This is a genomic window from Lentzea sp. NPDC051208, assembly GCF_040682435.1.
GTDB lineage: Bacteria > Actinomycetota > Actinomycetes > Mycobacteriales > Pseudonocardiaceae > Lentzea > Lentzea kristufekii.
In genome coordinates, this window is record NZ_JBFBAW010000015.1 from 102,870 (window position 1) to 119,976 (window position 17,107).

Below are 17,107 nucleotides of genomic sequence, written 5' to 3' on the forward strand. Positions count from 1 at the left end.
GTCGAGAATCACGGGGTGTCGACCGAGACGAACGCCCGCCTGCTGGTCACCGGGAGCACCGGGCCCGCGATCACCGACCTGGTGGTCCCGGCACTGCTGCTGCGCACCCCCGGCGCCGCGTGGCACCAGCTCGTGCACATCTACGTGCCGGCCGGTCCCACCGTCGCCTTCAGCGGCAGGGACCTCCGCTCGCCCGGCATCGCCGAGGCCACCGCACTGGCACGCGAGGCGGGCTTCGAGCCGGTGGTCAGGTCGCCGGGCGGGCGGATGGTCGCCTACGACGGTGGTGCGGTCGTCATCGACCACCTCGACAGCACCACGGACATCCGCCACGCGGGCAGCGCGACCTTCGCCGCGAACGCCGAGAGCCACGTCCGGGTGCTGCGCGGACTCGGCGACGTCGACGCGCGCATCGGCGAGGTGCAGGGCGAGTACTGCCCCGGCGAGTACAGCATCAACGTCGGGGGCGTCACGAAGGTCGTGGGTTCCGCGCAACGGGTCACCGCCACCGGTTCCCTGTTCAGCACGGTGGTCCAGGTCGCCGTCTCCGACCGGGTGCGCGCCGTGATCACGGACGTGTCGCGCGCGCTCGGTTACGAACTGCGGCAGAGCTCCATCGCCGGCCTGGCCGACTACGCACCGGCGCTGACCTCCGCCGAAGTGGCCGCGGCGTTCGCCTCCGACTACCGCGACCGGCTCGGCCTGACCGACGGACGGCTGCCTGCCGCGGTGGTCGCGCACGCGTCTCAGGCGAGGGGCGGATCGCCGTTCCACGTCGACGACTGGACGCGGGCGAACCCGATGCCGGCGGACCAGGACAGGTAGGGCCCCACGGCCGGTTTTTGCCGCAGATACGTCGGGTATGTACGAATTCGTGACTGTCGATTCCGCAGAATTACTCGCCGAGGGCTACACCGCCGAGTTCCCGGACAACGACGAACCGATCCTCCTGGACGCGAACGGCCGCGAGGTGCTCACCTGGCAGGAGAACTACCCGTTCACCGAACGGATGCCCCGCGCCGAGTACGACCGCCTCAAGCGGCTGCTGCAGATCGAGTTGCTCAAGCTCCAGCACTGGGTGGCCGAGACCGGGCAACGGCTCGTCATCCTCTTCGAGGGACGCGATGCCGCCGGCAAGGGCGGCACGATCAAGCGGTTCACCGAACACCTCGACCCGCGGGGCGCGCGCACGGTCGCACTCGACAAACCGAGCGAGCGCGAACAGGGCGAGTGGTACTTCCAGCGCTACGTGCGCAGGCTTCCCACCGCGGGCGAGATCGTGCTGTTCGACCGGTCCTGGTACAACCGCGCCGTCGTCGAGCACGTGATGGGGTACTGCACCCAGGCCGAGTACGACCTGTTCATGCGGCAGGCACCGGTGTTCGAGCAGATGCTCGTCGAGGACGGCATGCTGCTCGTGAAGCTGTGGTTCTCCGTGTCGCGCAACGAACAGCGGACCCGGTTCGTCATCCGGCAGATCGACCCGGTGCGCCAGTGGAAGCTCAGTCCCAACGACATCAGGTCACTGGACCACTGGGACGACTACACCGAGGCCAAGGTCGCCATGCTGCGCTCCACGGACACCGAGATCGCGCCGTGGACGGTGGTCAAGAGCAACGACAAGAAGCGCGCCCGCATCGAGGCCATGCGCAGCGTCCTCGCCCGTTTCGACTACCACGACAAGGACCTGGAGGTCGTCGGCACTCCGGACCTGCGCATCGTCGGCCCCGCGGCGACGCTGCTGGAAGAAGGCGAGGACGACACCGCCCTCAGCCCGACCCCCATCGCTCCGAGCGCCGAACCGGGTCCGGGTCTGCACCCGTGACGCGACCGACCCTGCGGGCCAAGCACCTGGCATGAGGGCTCGACCACAACGACGGGCTACCCCACACCCCCAGACGTGAGCGGGTCCGGCTCAAGTTTGCAGGAGTACGCGGGGACCTTTCGTACTCCAGGAGGGCACGCGGGGGCCCCGCGTGCCAGTGAGAACCACGGCGGACGGGTGGTGGTCGGGTGCTCAGGCCGGCGTCAGCGCGTCCAGCACGGACGAACGCACGCCCAGCACGCTCATCAGTTCCAGTGCCTGCAACGGCCGCAGCACCGCGGCGGTGTTCGCGACGACCACGAGCGCGCTGCCCCGGCGCAGGCACAGGTCCTGGTGGTCGAGCAGCAGGCCGATGCCCTGGGCACCGAGGAACCGCACACCGCTCAGGTCGGCGACGACGGGAGCGGGCGGGGTGACCGATCTGACCGCCTGACCGAGGCGTTCGGCGAGGTCTGGGACGGTCGTGAAGTCGATCTCACCGGCCACGTGCACGAGGACCGCGGCGCCCACGCTCTTGCAGTCGGTGCGGAAGGGGACTTGACCGTCAGTGAGCACGTGGCAACCTCCAGTTATGACGGCACGCATGACCGTCCAACGGGCTGGTTGCTCAACCCATGTCGACGGTAGCGCAGTCCACGTGTGTACGCGGATCGGCCTCCTCCGGCCAGCAGCCGAAAGCCAGGTTCCCCCAGATGGACCACCGAAAAAGAGGCGTAACATCGGTCCTCGTGACCGGTTTCTTCCACGAGACCGCCTTCTACGGCACCGACGACGACTTCCTCGCGCACGCCGTGCCGTTCATCGAGGACGGTCTGCGCGGCGGTGAGCCGTGTGTCGTGGCGTGCTCCGAGCAGAACACCGCATTGCTGCGCGGTGCGCTCGGCCGCACCGATGTGATCTTCCGGCCGGCCTCCGACCAGTACTCCCGCCCGTCCGACGCCATCGCGAGCTACCGCGACCTCTTCCGCGAGCACACGGCGGACGGTGCGCGCCATATGCGCGTGGTCGGTGAGGTCCCCCACCCCGGCACGGGTGCGAGCTGGGACTGGTGGGCGCGCTACGAGGCCGCGGCGAACCAGGCGTACGCCGAGTTCCCGGTGTGGGGCCTGTGCCCGTACGACACGAGGACGACGCCCGCCGCCGTGCTGGCCGACGTGGTGAGCACCCACCCGAACGTCGCCACCGCGCCCGGCACGCACGAGCCCAACCCCGGCTACCGCGAGGGTCTCGCCGCGTCCCAGCAGCTCCCGGACGCGCTCGAGGAGGGCGTCCCGCTGCTCGAACTCGTCGACCCTGCGGCCGGTGCGGTCCGTGAGGCCGTGGGCACCGCGATCGACGGGATGGACCTGGACGAGGACGCCGCGCACGACGCCGTCTACGCGGCCAGCGAGATCGTCACGAACGGCCTGACGCACGGCATCAGGCCGGTCCGCTTCCGCCTGTGGGCCGACGGGTCACGCGTGGTGCTCGCGGTGAGCGACCACGGGCCCGGCCCGTCGGATCCGATGGCGGGCCTGGTGCCGACGACCGAGACGAGGTCGGCCGGGCTCGGGCTGTGGATCCTGCACCGCACGTGCGACTACGTGTCCATGGGCCGCGACGCCGACGGGTTCACCGTGCGGGTCAGCGTGGGCGGCCAGACGTAGGGCAGGTCGTCCGGCACGGCCGGGAAGAACCTGCGGTAGTGGGCGGGGTCCTTGCGCACCAGGGCCGACTGGTGACTGAGGTGCACCTCGGGGTCGCCCAGCCAGGCGGGCAGTTCGTCCGCGGCGGCCAGCTCGTCCTGAGTGCGCACGACGACGATCCCCCTGGCCTGGGCCAGGTCGGACCGCATCGTCGTCTCGCAGGTGTCCCGGAACCCCTTCGAGCGCCACTGCGCGCAGATCTCGATGCCGTACCGGACGAGCGCTTCCTCGTGGCCCGCCCACATCTTCACCGCCGGGTGGTGGCGCCAGCCGTGGCCGGGCACCAGCAGCGCGCGCTGGACCTGGAGCGTCTCGACCCGTTGCTTGCCGAGCCGGCGGTGGTCCAGCACACGCGCCGTGGCGGCGAAGTCCGGGAACGGCAGGAAGGTCTGCATGGCTCAGAGCACGTACTTGGCCGCTTCGGCAGCACGTTCCCGGTCGACGTGCACCTCGTACCGGCGTGCCTGCAGGGTCATGGTGCTCGCGAAGTCACGGCGTCCGCGCGTGCTCCAGTGCGCCACGAACCCGAAGACCGCGCCCCAGAACGCGCCGACGGCGAGGCTGATGAACACGAACCAGGCCCAGGTCTGCCCGGCCGTGAACAGCCCGAAGAGCACGCCGATGAACACACCGAACCACGCACCGCTGGCCGCGCCCGTCGCCGCGGCGCGGGCCCGCGTCATGCGTCCGGTCACCTGCTCGACCGTCCGGACACCGTCGCCGATGATCCGCACGCTCTCCACCGGGAACCCGTCGTCGGACATCCGGTCCACGAGGCGCTGGGCGTCGAGGTAGTTCGGGAAACTGGCCAGCAGGGACGAGTCCGCCTGGCTGACTTCCGTCTGGGTCACTTCGTGCTTGATGTCCACGTCATCCGGTTACCCACGGCCACCGCGTTCAACACGATCAGCTTCCCCTGCCGGTCTTCTCCTGGAGGCGGTCGATGAGCTGCGACGCCTCCACCTTGGTGAGCTCGGCAGGCACCTCCTCGCCCGCTTCCTGGGCGAGGGTGTGCAGGTACGACTCCTGCGGACCGGTCATCGGCTCGTCACCGGTCGTCCAGTCCTGCGGGTCCTTCTCGGGCGTGCGGTTCACCGCTGTCCCCTTTCACTCGAACGTGCGTTCGAGGTACCCAGGGCGGCGGTGCTCCAATCACCGGCCGAGAACGACGTCACCAGGAGTCGACGGAGCCGGTACGGCCATCGAGCGCGAGACACCGCTGAGCAGCCGGTGAGCGACGGTCAGCAGCATCCGGGCCTCCATCCGCTCGCTGTAGCGCAGGTGCTCACCCGCGGCTTCGACACAGCCCACGACCCGCGGCGACACGGCGGCGTGCGCGGCCGAGCAGGCCGCCAGCGCCTCCTCGAGGCCTCGGCGGGCCTCGTCCGGGTCGACACCCGCGAGCGCGGTGCAGACCGCGTTGTCCAGCTTCTCCAGCACGACCGCGCGCTGGTGCCGCGACGACGGTTCGTCGAGTTCGGTGGTCATGGTCATCGCCTGCCTTCACAGCCGGAAGCTCCGCGCCGACTGCTTGACGCGCACGCGCCCGTGTACCCGGTTCGAGCGCCCTCAAACCAGCACTTCACCGGATGCGGCTACGGTGTCGGAATGCGTGTGACCTGGCGCGAGAAGAACGCGCGACAGTGGATCTCCGAACTCTCCGACCGGATCGGCGTGGCCGGGTGGGCGACCCTCGCTCTCACCCCCGCTCTCGCCGCCGAGGTCGACCAGCACGGCGCCGCGGTGCGCGACATCCTCCTGCTCGGCGTCGAGGGAGCCGGCACGGTGGGCGCGGTCGTGCTCCTCGCCGCGTACGGCCGGGGCCTGCTGGACAACGCGCTCGACCCGGACTGGACACCCACGTCGTGGCTCGGTGTCCGCCTGATGGCCGTGTGTCAGCTCGCGCACCTGCACGACGCGAGGCCGTTGACCGACGACGTGCACGCGCTTCCGAAGCTCACATGAGAACGAGGCGCACCCGGCCGGGTGCGCCTCGTCGGTGAACCTCGGTCAGCGCTCGTCCGGCCTCCGCTCGCCGAGCACCGGGTCCTGCCCGGGCACCGGCCGCGCGGCGGTGGGCACCTGGGCGGCAGTGGGCACCGGCGCGGTGACGGGTTCGGCCTGGGCCGGGGTACCGGTGCGCACGGCGTCCTCACGCCCGCGCTGGTACGCCTCCGCCTGGGCCTGGGCCTGCGGCAGCTCCTGCTCCGCGCGTCCCAGCCAGCCTTCCCAGCGCTGCTGCATCGGCTTCACCAGGCCACCGCCCACACCGACGACGAGGATGCCGCCGGCCGTGGCGAGCACCGCGATCAGCACCGGCGTGGTGACCGTGGTGGCGACGCCGATCTGGTTCAGCGCGGCGATGATGCCGAGCGCCCAGATGAAGATCGACGCGATGTTGGCGAGGACGCGGCCGTAGGACAGACCGCCCAGCGCGCCGCCGATGAAGTCCTTGGCGGCGTTGGCGACCGCGCCCGCCACGACGACGATGATGATCGCGACCGCGGCCTTCGGCAGCCACGACACGATGCCGGTCAGCAGCTGGGAGACGGGGTTCGGGCCCCAGACGCCGAACGCGATCTGCAGCGTGATCAGCACCAGTGCGTAGTAGACCAGCTTCGCGAGCAGGTCAGAGGCGTCGTACTTGCTGTTCGCGAGCATCCTGCGGATGCCGCCGCGCTCCACGAGACGGTCGAAACCGACGCGTTCGAGCACCTTGTCGACGAGCTTGCTCACCGCCTTCGCGACGAACCAGCCGATCAGCAGGATCAGCAGGAACGCCGCGAGCTTGGGCACGAACGTGGCCACGGCGCGCCAGGCGTCAGTAAGCCCCTGTTCGAAGTCCATGTCGAACTCCCTTCGCACGGGCGCCCGGCCGGGCCACCCGCACCAGGCAGTACCCGGCGCGGGCGCTCTTCACACGGACTTCATGAGACTTGCCGCAGCTCGCGGTCACTGGCCACGAGGTGCTCCCAGGTCCGGCCGCGCTGGCTGGGCGGTGCGGAACCGTCCGCGGTGCACACCGGGTACACCAGGCCGAAGGGAACAGGCTGATCGAACTCGTCACCGGTGCGAACGTCGACGAGACGACGCAGATGTGCCATGACAACCACTCCTCACGACCGCGCTGAGGACGCACGCGTCCGGGCAACCACCCGAACGGTGGACCTGGGGTTTGGGATCATCGAATACCCCGTGAGCTGCGCGAACATTCGCGAGATCGTTGCTACATAAGAGTGAACTCTTCTGTCCACAGTGGACTAACGCGCCGTGACCGTCAGGGTGAAGGTGCCGTCGTGCGGCACGGTGAGGATCTGCATCCGGCGGCCGGGATAGGTGATCGTGGACGCCGGCCGCAGCCGCGGCTGGAGTTCCCGGCCCCAGTCGAACCGGATCACCGTGCGGCCACGGGTGAGCGTGAGGCCACGCGAGTCGAGTGCCACCGTGTCGGAATCCTTGACCACCAACGGAATCTGCTCGGTGGCCGCGCTGCCGGCCCGCACCGACCGCACCATCCGGTCCCCCACCGCCACCTCCGTCACGACCGAACCGGACGGCGTGCGGTAGCGGAACCGGTACGGCTCACCGCCGAGGAACTCCGCCTGCTGCGGGCCGTCGGAGTCCGGCACCTGACCGGGGAGCACGGTGGCCCAGCACGCGTGGTCGTTGTTGTTGATCGACTGCACCAGCGTGCCCGCGACGGGGTGCCACAGGAACGTCAACCCGGTGCGCGCCAACGAGGTCGCCCGGCGCGTGCCGAAGTATCCGCCGACATACCAGCGTGGCCGGCGCACGAACAGGAAGTCCTGTCCTTGATCGCTGCGCCGCTCGGTGAAGTGCGCGCGCCGGTAGGGCAGCCGCGCGATGGCCTCCGTCCTTTCGACACGGCTCGGGTAGCGCTCGCCGTAGATCGCGTGCGCGAGGATGCGCGGTGAGGTGTCCGGCTTGACGAGCGCGGGCACCGGCGCCGAGGAGGCCGCCCAGGCCGTGCGCGCGGCGGCCAGGTCCTCACGGCTCGACACGAACGCGGCCAGGTCGGGCACCTCCGGCACGAACTGGGCGTTGAGCGCGGTCCGTTCCGGATCGGGCCGCACGTCGGCGTAGAACTTCGAGGACGTCCGGGAGTTCGGGGCGATGTTGGCGAACCAGCCGGACCCGTCCGGTTCGCGCAGCAGGTTGTAGCCGAGCCAGTCCGTGTACTTCCGGGTCATGGCGACGAGGTTCGGGTCGCCGGTCTGCCGCCACGCGTCGGCCATCTCCGGCAGCATGACCTCGAAGTTGTAGTTGGTGTCCGCGCCGGTCTCCTCGTAGAAGTACCCGGCGGGGCTCTGGCCGGTGGTCGCCAGCCGCCGGAACGCCTCGGTCAGCCGCTGCCGCAGCGCGGCGTCGGGGTCGTGCCTCAGTGCCAGCGCCGCACCGGCGAGGCCCGAGGTCGTCTGGTTCGCCCAGGTGAGCGGCGCCTGCCAGACGGTGCCGTTGGACGGGTCGAGGAACCACGTCATGGCCCGTCGCAGCGCGGCGCTGATCTGGGCCTGCCGCGACCGCAGTGCTCCGGCGCGTCTCAGCAGCGCGTTCGTCTTGCTCAGGTAGCCCATGGCGAACCCGGTCGCCGCCAGCGAGTGCTGGTCGCGCGAGTACTCCGGCCACGACCCGTCGGCGTGCTGCAGCCCGAGGTAGTGGCCGAGTCCCGCGTCGAGTGCGGCGAGCACCTCCGCGTTGCCGCGGTACGGGTTCCACGAGCGGGCCTGGGTCGCGAACCAGGCCAGCGTGTAGACGTGTTCCTGGACGCGGGCGTTGTACGAGGCGTTGGGGCTGCGCCACCAGCCCCCGCCGAAGAAGCCGCTCGCGTTCATGTCCGCGACCATCGGCGAGACGAGCATCAGGTACTGCGCGAACCGCTGCTCGCTCGGCGCGAAGGAGCGGCGGTCCGGGGTGACGGGCGGGGGCGCGGGCAAGGCGTGCGCCGATGCCGGCAGAGCGGCGAGAAGTCCGACGGCGGCCGCACCGGTGATCAGGCTACGACGGCTGATTGCGTTCACGGGCCTACCTCCTTGGTGCGGCACCCTCGCTCGCACACACCCGGCCCGTCAAGATGCTAATTCGAATTATTACAGGGTTGACGGCGACGCGGATGCTGTCGCAGACTCCCTGCCAATTCGAATTGGCAGGTGCTCATGGCGAAGAGGCTCACCCAGCAGGACATCGCCCGGATGGCGGGCGTCAGCCAGGCCACGGTGTCGCTGGTGCTCAACAACCGGACCGACAGCGGCGTCCGGATCGCGGAGGAGACGCGGGCCAGGGTGCTGGAGGTGATCAGGCGGACCGGCTACGTCGCGAACCCGATCGCGCGCCGGCTGCACGACCAGCGCAACCGCATCCTCGGCGTCTTCACCTACGAGGCCGTCTTCCCGAGCACCCGCGCGGACTTCTACCAGCCGTTCCTCGAGGGCATCGAGGAGCAGGCGGAGGAGGCCGGCTGCGATCTGCTGCTGTTCACCAGCGCCAAGGCGACGAGCGGGAAGCGGCGGATCTTCAGCGACGACAGCAGGATCCGGCTCGCGGACGGCTGCGTGCTGCTCGGTCGTTCGATCGACCGCGACGACCTGGCCCAGCTCGTGAAGGAGGCCATCCCGTTCGTCTCGGTCGGACGGCGTGACGACGCGGGCGGCCCGGTGCCGCACATCGGTGCCGACTACTCCGCCGCCGTGCGGGACCTGGTGGACCGCGCGGTGGCTCTCGGGCACCGCGACTTCGCCTACGTGGGCGCCGGCACGGGCGCGGAGTCGTCGGCCGACAGGCTGCGCGGGTTCAAGCAGGCCGTTGCGGCACATGGGGTCAAGGGCATGCACGTCCAGTTCGCCGGGCTCGGTCAGCTCCTCGACGCGGGCGTCACCTGCGTGCTTTCCGAGGAGGTTTCCGACGGTGCCGCGCTCGTCCTCGCCGCCCGTGAGCGCGGCCTGTCGGTCCCCGGTGACCTGTCCGTGCTGACGCTCGGCGCCGCCACCAGGCCCGCACCGGACGACGTCCGGCTCACCGGGTTCCGCATTCCGCGCCGCGAGATGGGGCGGCGGGCGGTGCAGGCGCTGACCGAGGTCCTCGAACACGGCACCACCCCGCAGGAGCTGCTGGCCTGCGAGTTCGTCGAAGGCACCACGCTGGGCCACTCCACCGCCCCGCGTTGATCTGGAGGAATCTGTTGCCGCACAACACTGACGTCGTCGTCGTAGGTGGCGGACTGGGCGGAGTCGCCGCGGCCCTCGCCCTGCTGCGCGCCGGCCGCCGGGTCGTGCTCACCGAGGAGTTCGAGTGGCTCGGCGGGCAGCTCACCAGCCAGGCCGTGCCACCGGACGAGCACAGCTGGGTCGAGCGCTTCGGCGTGACCGCGTCGTACCGCGCGCTGCGCGACGGCATCCGCGACTACTACCGCCGCCACTACCCGCTGACCCCGCGGGCACGGGCCTGGCGCGAGCTCAACCCCGGCGCGGGCAACGTGAGCCGCCTCTGCCACGAGCCCCGCGTCGCCGTCGCCGTGATCGACGAGATGCTGGCGCCCTACCGGGGCAGCGGCAAGCTCACGGTCCTGCAGCCCGCCCGGCCGATCGCCGCACGCACCGACGGCGACCGGATCGTGTCGGTCACCGTGGAGCACAAGGGTGCCGAGGTCGAACTGGCCGCGCCGTACGTCCTCGACGCGACCGAGACCGGTGAGCTGCTCCCGTTGTCCGGCACCGAGTACGTGACGGGCTTCGAGTCCACCCTGGAGACCGGCGAGCCCAGCGCGCCCGAGACCGCCCAGCCGGCGAACATGCAGGCGATGTCGGTGTGCTTCGCGATCGACCACGTCGACGGCGACCACACCATCGACAAGCCCGAGCGGTACGACTTCTGGCGCGAGTACCAGCCCTCCTACTGGGGCGACCGGATGCTGTCGTTCCGCTCCCCCGACCCGCGCACGCTGACCATCGCCGAGCGCACGTTCACCCCGAACCCGGACGACGACCCGCTGTCGGTGCTCTCCGACCAGCGGCTCAGCGCGGGTGACAGCAACCTGTGGACGTTCCGCCGCATCGCCGCGCGCCGCAACTTCGTCGAAGGCGCCTACGACAGCGACATCTGCCTGGTCAACTGGCCGATGATCGACTACTTCGAGTCGCCGGTGATCGACGTGCCGGACGCGGAGAAGCACGTCGCGGCGGCGCGGGAGCTGTCGAAGTCGGTGCTGTACTGGCTGCAGACCGAGGCACCGCGCGCGGACGGCGGCACGGGCTTCCCCGGCCTGCGGCTGCGCGGCGACGTCACCGGCAGCGCGGACGGCCTGGCCCAGGCGCCCTACATCCGCGAGTCACGGCGGATGAGGACCGAGTACACGATCGTCGAGCAGGACCTCTCACTCGCCGTGCGCGGCGACAAGGGCGCCGTGCAGCACGCCGACGCCGTGGGTGTCGGCATGTACCGCATCGACCTGCACCCCTCCACCGGCGGCGACAACTACCTCGACGTCGCCAGCTGCCCGTTCGAGATCCCGCTCGGCGCGCTCATCCCCCAGCGCGTCGAGAACCTGCTCCCGGCGGGCAAGAACATCGGCACCACCCACATCACCAACGGTTCCCATCGGCTGCACCCGGTCGAGTGGAACGTCGGCGAGGTCGCGGGCGCGCTCGCGGACTTCTGCCTGGCGCACCGAGTCACCCCTCGCGCGGTGCGCAACACCCCCGGCCTGCTCGCGGACTTCCAGCACCGGCTGGAACGCGACGGGGTCGAGCTCCGCTGGCCGGACGTGTCCGGTTACTAGTCCAGGGAGACAACGATGTCCCGCCTCACCGCTCTGATCGTCGCCGCACTGCTGGCCCTCACCGCCTGCGGCGGTTCCTCCGCGCAGTCCGGCCCCAAGTCGCTGCGCATGACCGTGTGGACCGCCAACGAGGCGCATCTCAAGCTGCTCAACGAGATCGCGTCCGAGTACAAGGCGTCGCACCCGGACGTCACCGAGATCAAGTTCGACTCGATCCCGGCCGACGGCTACACCACCACGCTCACCACCCAGATCGCCGGTGGCAACGCGCCGGACCTGGCGTGGATCCTGGAGGAGTCCGCACCGGACTTCGTCTCCTCCGGCGCGCTCGCGCCGATCAAGGCGAAGGTGGAGAAGGCCGACGAGCTCGTGCCGTCCGCCATCAAGCTGTGGGAGAAGGACGGCGAGCTCTACGCGTACCCGTTCTCCACCTCCCCGTTCGGGCTGTTCGTCAACACCGACCTGGTCGAGGAGCTGCCGAAGACCTGGGAGCAGGCGGTCGCGGCTTCCGCGGGCAAGAACCTCGTGCTGCCGGACTTCAAGTACCAGAACTGGGCGGTGCTCTCGGCGATCTGGCGCGGCTGGGGCGCGAACGCGTGGAGCGAGGACGGCAGGACGTGCGGCTTCTCCAGCCAGGAGATGAAGGACGCCATGACGTTCGTCCACAAGGCGATCTTCACGGACAAGGCGATCCCCGGACCCGGCACGACCGTGGACTTCTTCGCGGGCAACGCGGCCATGGCCGTCAGCCAGATCTCGCGGGCGGGCGCGCTGAAGGACGCCAAGTTCGGCTGGACGCTGCTGCCGCTGCCGCAGGGCCCGAAGGGTGACTACGCGGTGATCGGCCAGGCCGGCGTCGGCGTGCTGAAGCGGTCGAAGAACGCCGACGCCGCCGCGGACTTCCTGGGCTTCTTCACCAACGCGGCCAACTCCGCGAAGCTCGCCCAGTTCTTCCCGCCGGTCCGCCAGTCGCTGCTCAACGCCGAGACCCTGGCCAAGAGCAACCCGCTGATCAAGCCGGAGCAGCTGCAGTCGGTCGTGATCGACGGCATCAGCAAGGGCGTGGTGAAGCCCAGCCACCAGGGCCAGGAGGAGCTGAACCAGACGATCCGCGCGGCGCTCGACCCGTTGTGGAAGCCGGACGCGAACGTCGGCCAGGTGCTCGACGGCGTGTGCGCGAAGATCAAGCCGCTGCTGGAGCGCCCGTGACGTTCTGGACGTATCGCAGGCGCGACAACCTGGTCGGCTACCTGTTCGTCGCGCCTGCTCTGCTCGGCAGCCTCGCGTTCGTGCTCATCCCGCTGGGCATGGTCGGCTGGTACAGCCTCAACGAGTGGAACGTGCTCGGCGGGACGTTCGAGTTCATCGGCGGTGAGAACTACGCGCGGCTTCTCGCCGACGAGAAGCTGCGTGACTCGCTCGTCGCCACGGCCTGGTTCGCCGCCGGGCTGGTGGTGCTGAACCTGTCACTCGCCCTGCTGCTCGCCGTGCTGCTCAACCAGAAGCTGCGCGGCACCACGCTGTTCCGCACGTTGTTCTTCTCCCCCGTGCTGGTGTCGCTGGTGGCGTGGACGCTGGTCTGGCAGCTCATGCTGCAGCCGGAGGGCAGCGTGAACGGGCTGCTCGGCGTCTTCGGCGTCGACGGGCCGAACTGGCTGCGGGGCGAGACGACCGCGATGGTGTCGGTGGTCGTCGTGCAAGTGGTCAAGAACGTCGGGCTGAACATGGTGCTGTTCCTCGCGGCGCTGCAAGGTGTCCCGGCGCCGCTGTACGAGGCCGCGAAGATCGACGGCGCGGGCGCGTGGAGGCGGTTCCGGAGCATCACGATCCCGTTGATCAGCCCGACGATCCTGCTCACGTCGATCATCACGATCGTCGGCTCGTTGCAGGTGTTCGCGCAGATCGCGGTGCTCACCCAGGGCGGGCCGGGCACGTCCACGACCGTGTTGATCTACTACCTGTACCAGCAGGCGTTCCAGTTCCACCACTTCGGCTACGGCGCGACGATCTCGGTGCTGCTGTTCGTCATCGTCGCCGCCCTTACGTCGCTGCAGTGGCAGATGCGCCGGAAGTGGGTGCTCCATGAGTCGTAAGGTCGCCCTCTACGGGTTGCTGTGCCTGCTGTGCGTGCCGTTCGTGTTCCCGACGTGGTGGATGGTCACCTCGTCGATGAAACCGATCAGCGAGATCTTCTCCGAGTCGCTGCTGCCTTCGGAGTGGACGTTCTCCACGTACGAGACGGTGTTCAGGATGCAGCCCTTCGGGCAGCAGTACTGGAACAGCCTCTACATCGCGGTGGTCGTCACGGCCGGCACGATGGCCGTCGCGGCGCTCGCGGGCTACGCGTTCGCGCGCATCCGGTTCCCCGGCCAGAACGTGCTGTTCGTGGTGGTGCTGACCGGCCTGCTCATCCCGAGCGAGGTCACGATCGTCCCGTTGTTCCAGCTGTTCCAGTCGCTCGGGATGACGAACACGCACTGGCCGCTGATCATCGTGCCGATCTTCGGGGCGCCGTGCGTGCTGGCGATCTTCATCATGCGCCAGTTCTTCATCGCGCTCCCGCCGGAACTGGAGGAGGCCGCCCGCATGGACGGCCTGGGCCGCGCCGGAATCTTCTACCGGATCGCCCTGCCGCTGTCGCGGCCCGCGCTCGGGGCGGTCGCGATCTTCACGTTCCTGCACTCGTGGAACCTGTACCTGGAACCGATCGTGTACCTGTCCACACCGGACATGTTCACGCTCCCGCAGGCGCTGACCCAGTTCGTGGACATCTACGGCGGTCCGATGTGGAACGTCCAGCTGGCCGCCGCGACGATGACGGCCGTGCCGATCCTGGTGGTGTTCGTGGTGGCACAGCGGCAGTTCATCGAGGGTCTCGCGCACACGGGCGTGAAGGGGTGATCGATCCGGAGATCGCGGCGGTGGCCGACCTCTCCCGGCCACCGCTGACGCCGGACCGGATCGCGGAGCGGCGTTCGAACGGACGGTTCGCCACCGACGCCGAGCTGACGCGGGGCGGCACGGTGACGTTCAGCGAGCAGGACGCGGACGGCGTGCTCGTGCTGGTCCTGCACCCGGCCGGTCCGCCCGGTCCGCCCGTCCTGCACGTCCACGGCGGCGGGATGGTCGCGGGCACCCGCCGGTCGGATCTGCACGTGCTGGCGGAGTGGGTGTCGGAGCTCGGCGTCACGCTGGTCTCCCCCGAGTACCGGCTGGCGCCCGAGCACCCGCACCCGGCGCCGGTGCAGGACTGCTACCGGACGCTGACGTGGATGGCACGCAACGGTCTCGCCGCGCCGATCGTCGCCAGCACGTCCGCGGGCGGCGGGCTGGCGGCGGCGGTGACGCTCATGGCCCGCGACTTCGGCGGCCCGGCCGTCCGCGGCCAGCTGCTGATGAGCCCGATGCTCGACGACAGGTGCGAAACCCCGTCCAGCCACCAGTTCCTCGACGGCACCACCTGGGTGCGCACCTCGAACATCACCGGCTGGACGGCGTTGCTCGGCGACGCGCGGGGCGGGCCGGACGTGTCGCCGTTCGCCGCTCCGGCTCGCGCGGCCGTCCTCTCCGGCCTGCCGCCGACCTACGTCGACGTCGGCTCGGTGGACGTGTTCCGCGACGAGGCCGTCGGCTACGCGTCACGGATCTGGCAGGCGGGCGGAGACGCGGAGCTGCACGTGTGGCCGGGTGGCTGCCACGGCTTCGACCAGCTGGCACCGGAAGCGGCGTTGTCGCGCCGTGCCCGAGCCACGCGGATGGCGTGGCTCAGGCGGACGCTCTACCTGTAGCGCGGATGGGTGGTGTGCCATTCGAAGCCGCCGCCCATCCAGGCCTTGGTGGCCTTCAGGAACCGGTGCAGCTCCACCGACGGCACCGCGAGCAACGCCTTGTGCCCCGCCTCGAAGTCGCGCACCAGCTGGTTGTGCAGCTCCACGGTCCGTGCGGTGGCCTCGGCGATCGAGCACTCACGGTCCGCAGCGATCTGCAGCACCATGTTGCAGACCGGCTTCTCGTCGGCGGCGTCCTTCTCCAGCGACACGAGGTCGTTCACCATCACCGACGCCGTGCCCGCGGACGTGAGCAGCTGGCGCACGCGCGGGTCGTAGTACAGCGGCGCGGGCAGTTCGTAGCCGCCGACGGCGTCGATCAGCGTCATCGACGTGTAGAAGGTGTCGTGCTGCCTCGTCGCGAGGTACTGCCAGGCGGGCGGGTAGTCGCCGGTGTGCCGCCAGGCCGCGTACGCGCCCCACGACACGAACATCGCGAAGGTCGAGTAGCAGACCCGTTGCACCACTGTCGCCGTGCTTCGGGAGGCGAGGTGCGCGATGCCCGAGCGGAGGCCGACGAGGACCGGATCCGACGAGATCCTCTCCTCCAGGTCCAGGGTGAACTCGGCGGCGGGCGCGACCGGGTCCATCGCGGCCATCGCCAACGCCAGGCGCGGCGGCAGTTCGGCCGGGATCGCGCCCATCTCGGTGTCGTCCGCGTACAGGTCGTCGGCGGCCCACCACGCCGCGTTCAACCTCGCCGCGATCAGCAGCTGGTCGACGTCGTCGGTGTCGACGTGGGTCAGCACGGCGAGCCGGCCGAACATGCCGCCCAGGAACCGTTCCGGCTCCTCGAACCCGCACTCCTCCGCCCATGCGACGAGGCGTTCGTCCACCGCGGCCGCCAGCACGGCGTCCTCGCGTTCGAGCACCGGCACGTACAGCGGTGGCGCGGTGCCGTCACCCCAGGGGCGTTCCGCGTAGCCGGGTTCCGGCGCCAGTGCGACGGCCTCGGGCCGCCCGAGCCGGGCAGCGGAGGTGCCCAGCCCGGACGGCCCGGTGAGGAGGTCCTTCATCAGATGCGGTCCGCGACGATCAGCAGGTAGTGGAAGCTGCCTTCCTTGTAGGCGGTCAGGAACGGTTCCTCCACGCCGGTCGCGACCGACGACTGGGCGCGCAGCTCCCAGTACGGGATGGTGTCCGGCGTCAGGTCGACCACGCTGATCGGCACGAACCCGTTGTCCGCCAGCGCCCTGAAGTACTCGCTGCGCGGGTGGATGTTGCAGATGTAGTGCTGGTCGATCTGGCTGACGGCGCGCGACCGCAGGCCCGTCAGGTCGTTCGAGCAGCCGGTGATGCAGACGTACCGGCCGCCGGGCGCGATCAGGCGCGCGAACTCGCCGTACAGCTGCTGGAGGTCCACGTACATCGTGGTCTCGTTGGTCCAGATGCCGTTGAACGAGCCGGTCTCGAAGCCGGTGTCGAGCATGTTCTTGAAGTGGAACCGGACCTGGTCGGCGACACCGCGCTCGACGGCCTGGTTGTTGGCGAAGGCGACCTGCTCCTCGGAGATGCTGACGCCGTCGATCCGGGCGCCGAACCGGGCGTTGGCCATGAAGCTCGTGCCACCGCGGCCGGAGCCGCCGTCCATCAGGTGGCCGCCGACGGGGACGTCGCCGAACGCGTCGAGCAGCACCTCGGCCTGCGCGGTCTCCAGCCGGTGCATCTCGGCGATCATCACCTGGTCGCGCACCTCGGCGGGCGCCTCCAGCACCGCCGGGTCGTACTGGCCGAGCCCGTAGTGGTGGTGGTAGAGCCCGTCCACCTCACCGAGCTTGATGTTGACCGGGTCCTTCTCCTTGTTCCAGTACTCCGCGACGGAACGCTGGTAGTCGGTGCGCAGAACCGGCTTCACAGTGGGGCTCGCCATGACCTGAGTGGCTCCTGTTCGTTGGAACGCTCACTGCCGAACAGCATCTGACCTTTGCAGCTGATGGACCAATCGGCGATCCGCCGTTCAGGCTTGGTTCGGACACGA

Annotated in this window: 20 protein-coding genes; 10 read left to right on the forward strand and 10 right to left on the reverse strand. The window is 69.9% G+C overall.

The window, feature by feature from the left end:
• Nucleotides 1-15 precede the first annotated feature (15 nt).
• Together AB0M48_RS32200 and ppk2 are read left to right on the forward strand one after the other, a co-directional pair.
• The gene (locus AB0M48_RS32200; protein ID WP_363849151.1) at nucleotides 16-825 is read left to right on the forward strand and encodes a hypothetical protein; all 810 of its coding nucleotides are present in this window, start codon (nucleotides 16-18) and stop codon (nucleotides 823-825) included.
• 37 nt (nucleotides 826-862) lie between these two features.
• Complete coding sequence (ppk2, locus tag AB0M48_RS32205; protein WP_363849153.1) at nucleotides 863-1,825, forward strand: polyphosphate kinase 2; 963 nt, start codon at nucleotides 863-865, stop codon at nucleotides 1,823-1,825.
• 192 nt (nucleotides 1,826-2,017) lie between these two features.
• Here the strand turns inward: ppk2 and AB0M48_RS32210 are convergent, their stop codons facing one another.
• A complete protein-coding gene (locus AB0M48_RS32210) occupies nucleotides 2,018-2,380 on the reverse strand; it encodes an STAS domain-containing protein (RefSeq protein WP_363849155.1) in 363 nt (120 codons plus the stop codon).
• Between the two features lie 173 nt (nucleotides 2,381-2,553).
• Between AB0M48_RS32210 and AB0M48_RS32215 the strand changes: the two genes are divergently transcribed.
• Nucleotides 2,554-3,471, forward strand: coding sequence for a sensor histidine kinase (locus AB0M48_RS32215; protein ID WP_363849157.1), 918 nt, complete (start codon nucleotides 2,554-2,556; stop codon nucleotides 3,469-3,471).
• Here AB0M48_RS32215 and AB0M48_RS32220 read toward each other — a convergent pair.
• Genes AB0M48_RS32220 through AB0M48_RS32235 form a run of 4 tightly spaced genes read right to left on the reverse strand, consistent with a single transcriptional unit; the run spans nucleotide 3,405 to nucleotide 5,004 of the window.
• Nucleotides 3,405-3,905, reverse strand: coding sequence for an MSMEG_6728 family protein (locus AB0M48_RS32220; protein WP_363849159.1), 501 nt, complete (start codon nucleotides 3,903-3,905; stop codon nucleotides 3,405-3,407). The two genes, AB0M48_RS32215 and AB0M48_RS32220, sit on opposite strands and share 67 nt — an antisense overlap.
• 3 nt (nucleotides 3,906-3,908) lie before the next feature.
• Nucleotides 3,909-4,361 (reverse strand): general stress protein, encoded by a 453-nt coding sequence (locus AB0M48_RS32225; protein ID WP_363849161.1) that lies wholly within the window; start codon nucleotides 4,359-4,361, stop codon nucleotides 3,909-3,911.
• 55 nt (nucleotides 4,362-4,416) lie between these two features.
• On the reverse strand, nucleotides 4,417-4,605 hold the full coding sequence (locus AB0M48_RS32230; RefSeq protein ID WP_090064545.1) for a DUF3072 domain-containing protein: 189 nt from the start codon (nucleotides 4,603-4,605) through the stop codon (nucleotides 4,417-4,419).
• 57 nt (nucleotides 4,606-4,662) lie between these two features.
• Nucleotides 4,663-5,004 (reverse strand): hypothetical protein, encoded by a 342-nt coding sequence (locus tag AB0M48_RS32235; RefSeq protein ID WP_363849163.1) that lies wholly within the window; start codon nucleotides 5,002-5,004, stop codon nucleotides 4,663-4,665.
• A gap of 114 nt (nucleotides 5,005-5,118) precedes the next feature.
• Here AB0M48_RS32235 and AB0M48_RS32240 point away from each other — a divergent pair, with 114 nt between their 5' ends.
• Nucleotides 5,119-5,475, forward strand: coding sequence for a DUF6401 family natural product biosynthesis protein (locus AB0M48_RS32240; protein ID WP_363849165.1), 357 nt, complete (start codon nucleotides 5,119-5,121; stop codon nucleotides 5,473-5,475).
• Nucleotides 5,476-5,520: 45 nt separating this feature from the next.
• Here AB0M48_RS32240 and AB0M48_RS32245 read toward each other — a convergent pair whose 3' ends face one another.
• From AB0M48_RS32245 to AB0M48_RS32255, 3 genes are all read right to left on the reverse strand, one after another.
• A complete protein-coding gene (locus AB0M48_RS32245) occupies nucleotides 5,521-6,357 on the reverse strand; it encodes a hypothetical protein (protein WP_363849167.1) in 837 nt (278 codons plus the stop codon).
• 80 nt (nucleotides 6,358-6,437) lie between these two features.
• Nucleotides 6,438-6,614: a hypothetical protein gene (locus AB0M48_RS32250; protein ID WP_166051932.1), complete on the reverse strand. Its 177-nt coding sequence runs from the start codon at nucleotides 6,612-6,614 to the stop codon at nucleotides 6,438-6,440.
• A 156-nt stretch (nucleotides 6,615-6,770) separates the two neighbouring features.
• The gene (locus AB0M48_RS32255; RefSeq protein ID WP_363849169.1) at nucleotides 6,771-8,549 is read right to left on the reverse strand and encodes a hypothetical protein; all 1,779 of its coding nucleotides are present in this window, start codon (nucleotides 8,547-8,549) and stop codon (nucleotides 6,771-6,773) included.
• A 135-nt stretch (nucleotides 8,550-8,684) separates the two neighbouring features.
• On the opposite strand from AB0M48_RS32255, the gene AB0M48_RS32260 reads away from it, so the two are divergent.
• Genes AB0M48_RS32260 through AB0M48_RS32285 form a run of 6 tightly spaced genes read left to right on the forward strand, consistent with a single transcriptional unit; the run spans nucleotide 8,685 to nucleotide 15,090 of the window.
• Nucleotides 8,685-9,692 carry a LacI family DNA-binding transcriptional regulator gene (locus AB0M48_RS32260; RefSeq protein ID WP_363849171.1) on the forward strand — a complete coding sequence of 336 codons (1,008 nt, stop codon included), beginning with the start codon at nucleotides 8,685-8,687 and terminating at the stop codon, nucleotides 9,690-9,692.
• Between the two features lie 14 nt (nucleotides 9,693-9,706).
• Complete coding sequence (locus AB0M48_RS32265) at nucleotides 9,707-11,302, forward strand: FAD-dependent oxidoreductase (protein WP_363849173.1); 1,596 nt, start codon at nucleotides 9,707-9,709, stop codon at nucleotides 11,300-11,302.
• Nucleotides 11,303-11,317: 15 nt separating this feature from the next.
• Nucleotides 11,318-12,511 carry a sugar ABC transporter substrate-binding protein gene (locus AB0M48_RS32270; RefSeq protein ID WP_363849174.1) on the forward strand — a complete coding sequence of 398 codons (1,194 nt, stop codon included), beginning with the start codon at nucleotides 11,318-11,320 and terminating at the stop codon, nucleotides 12,509-12,511.
• The gene (locus AB0M48_RS32275; protein WP_363849176.1) at nucleotides 12,508-13,395 is read left to right on the forward strand and encodes a sugar ABC transporter permease; all 888 of its coding nucleotides are present in this window, start codon (nucleotides 12,508-12,510) and stop codon (nucleotides 13,393-13,395) included. The genes AB0M48_RS32270 and AB0M48_RS32275 overlap by 4 nt, the downstream gene beginning before the upstream one ends.
• A complete protein-coding gene (locus AB0M48_RS32280) occupies nucleotides 13,385-14,203 on the forward strand; it encodes a carbohydrate ABC transporter permease (RefSeq protein ID WP_363849178.1) in 819 nt (272 codons plus the stop codon). Before AB0M48_RS32275 ends, AB0M48_RS32280 begins: the two co-directional genes overlap by 11 nt.
• The gene (locus AB0M48_RS32285) at nucleotides 14,200-15,090 is read left to right on the forward strand and encodes an alpha/beta hydrolase (protein WP_363849180.1); all 891 of its coding nucleotides are present in this window, start codon (nucleotides 14,200-14,202) and stop codon (nucleotides 15,088-15,090) included. The genes AB0M48_RS32280 and AB0M48_RS32285 overlap by 4 nt, the downstream gene beginning before the upstream one ends.
• Here AB0M48_RS32285 and AB0M48_RS32290 read toward each other — a convergent pair.
• Both AB0M48_RS32290 and AB0M48_RS32295 read right to left on the reverse strand, forming a co-directional pair.
• On the reverse strand, nucleotides 15,081-16,145 hold the full coding sequence (locus AB0M48_RS32290) for a family 2 encapsulin nanocompartment cargo protein terpene cyclase (RefSeq protein WP_363849182.1): 1,065 nt from the start codon (nucleotides 16,143-16,145) through the stop codon (nucleotides 15,081-15,083). The two genes, AB0M48_RS32285 and AB0M48_RS32290, sit on opposite strands and share 10 nt — an antisense overlap.
• Entirely contained in the window at nucleotides 16,145-16,999 is an 855-nt protein-coding gene (locus AB0M48_RS32295) for a geranyl diphosphate 2-C-methyltransferase (protein ID WP_363849184.1), read from the reverse strand. The genes AB0M48_RS32290 and AB0M48_RS32295 overlap by 1 nt, the downstream gene beginning before the upstream one ends.
• Between the last annotated feature and the right edge of the window lie 108 nt (nucleotides 17,000-17,107).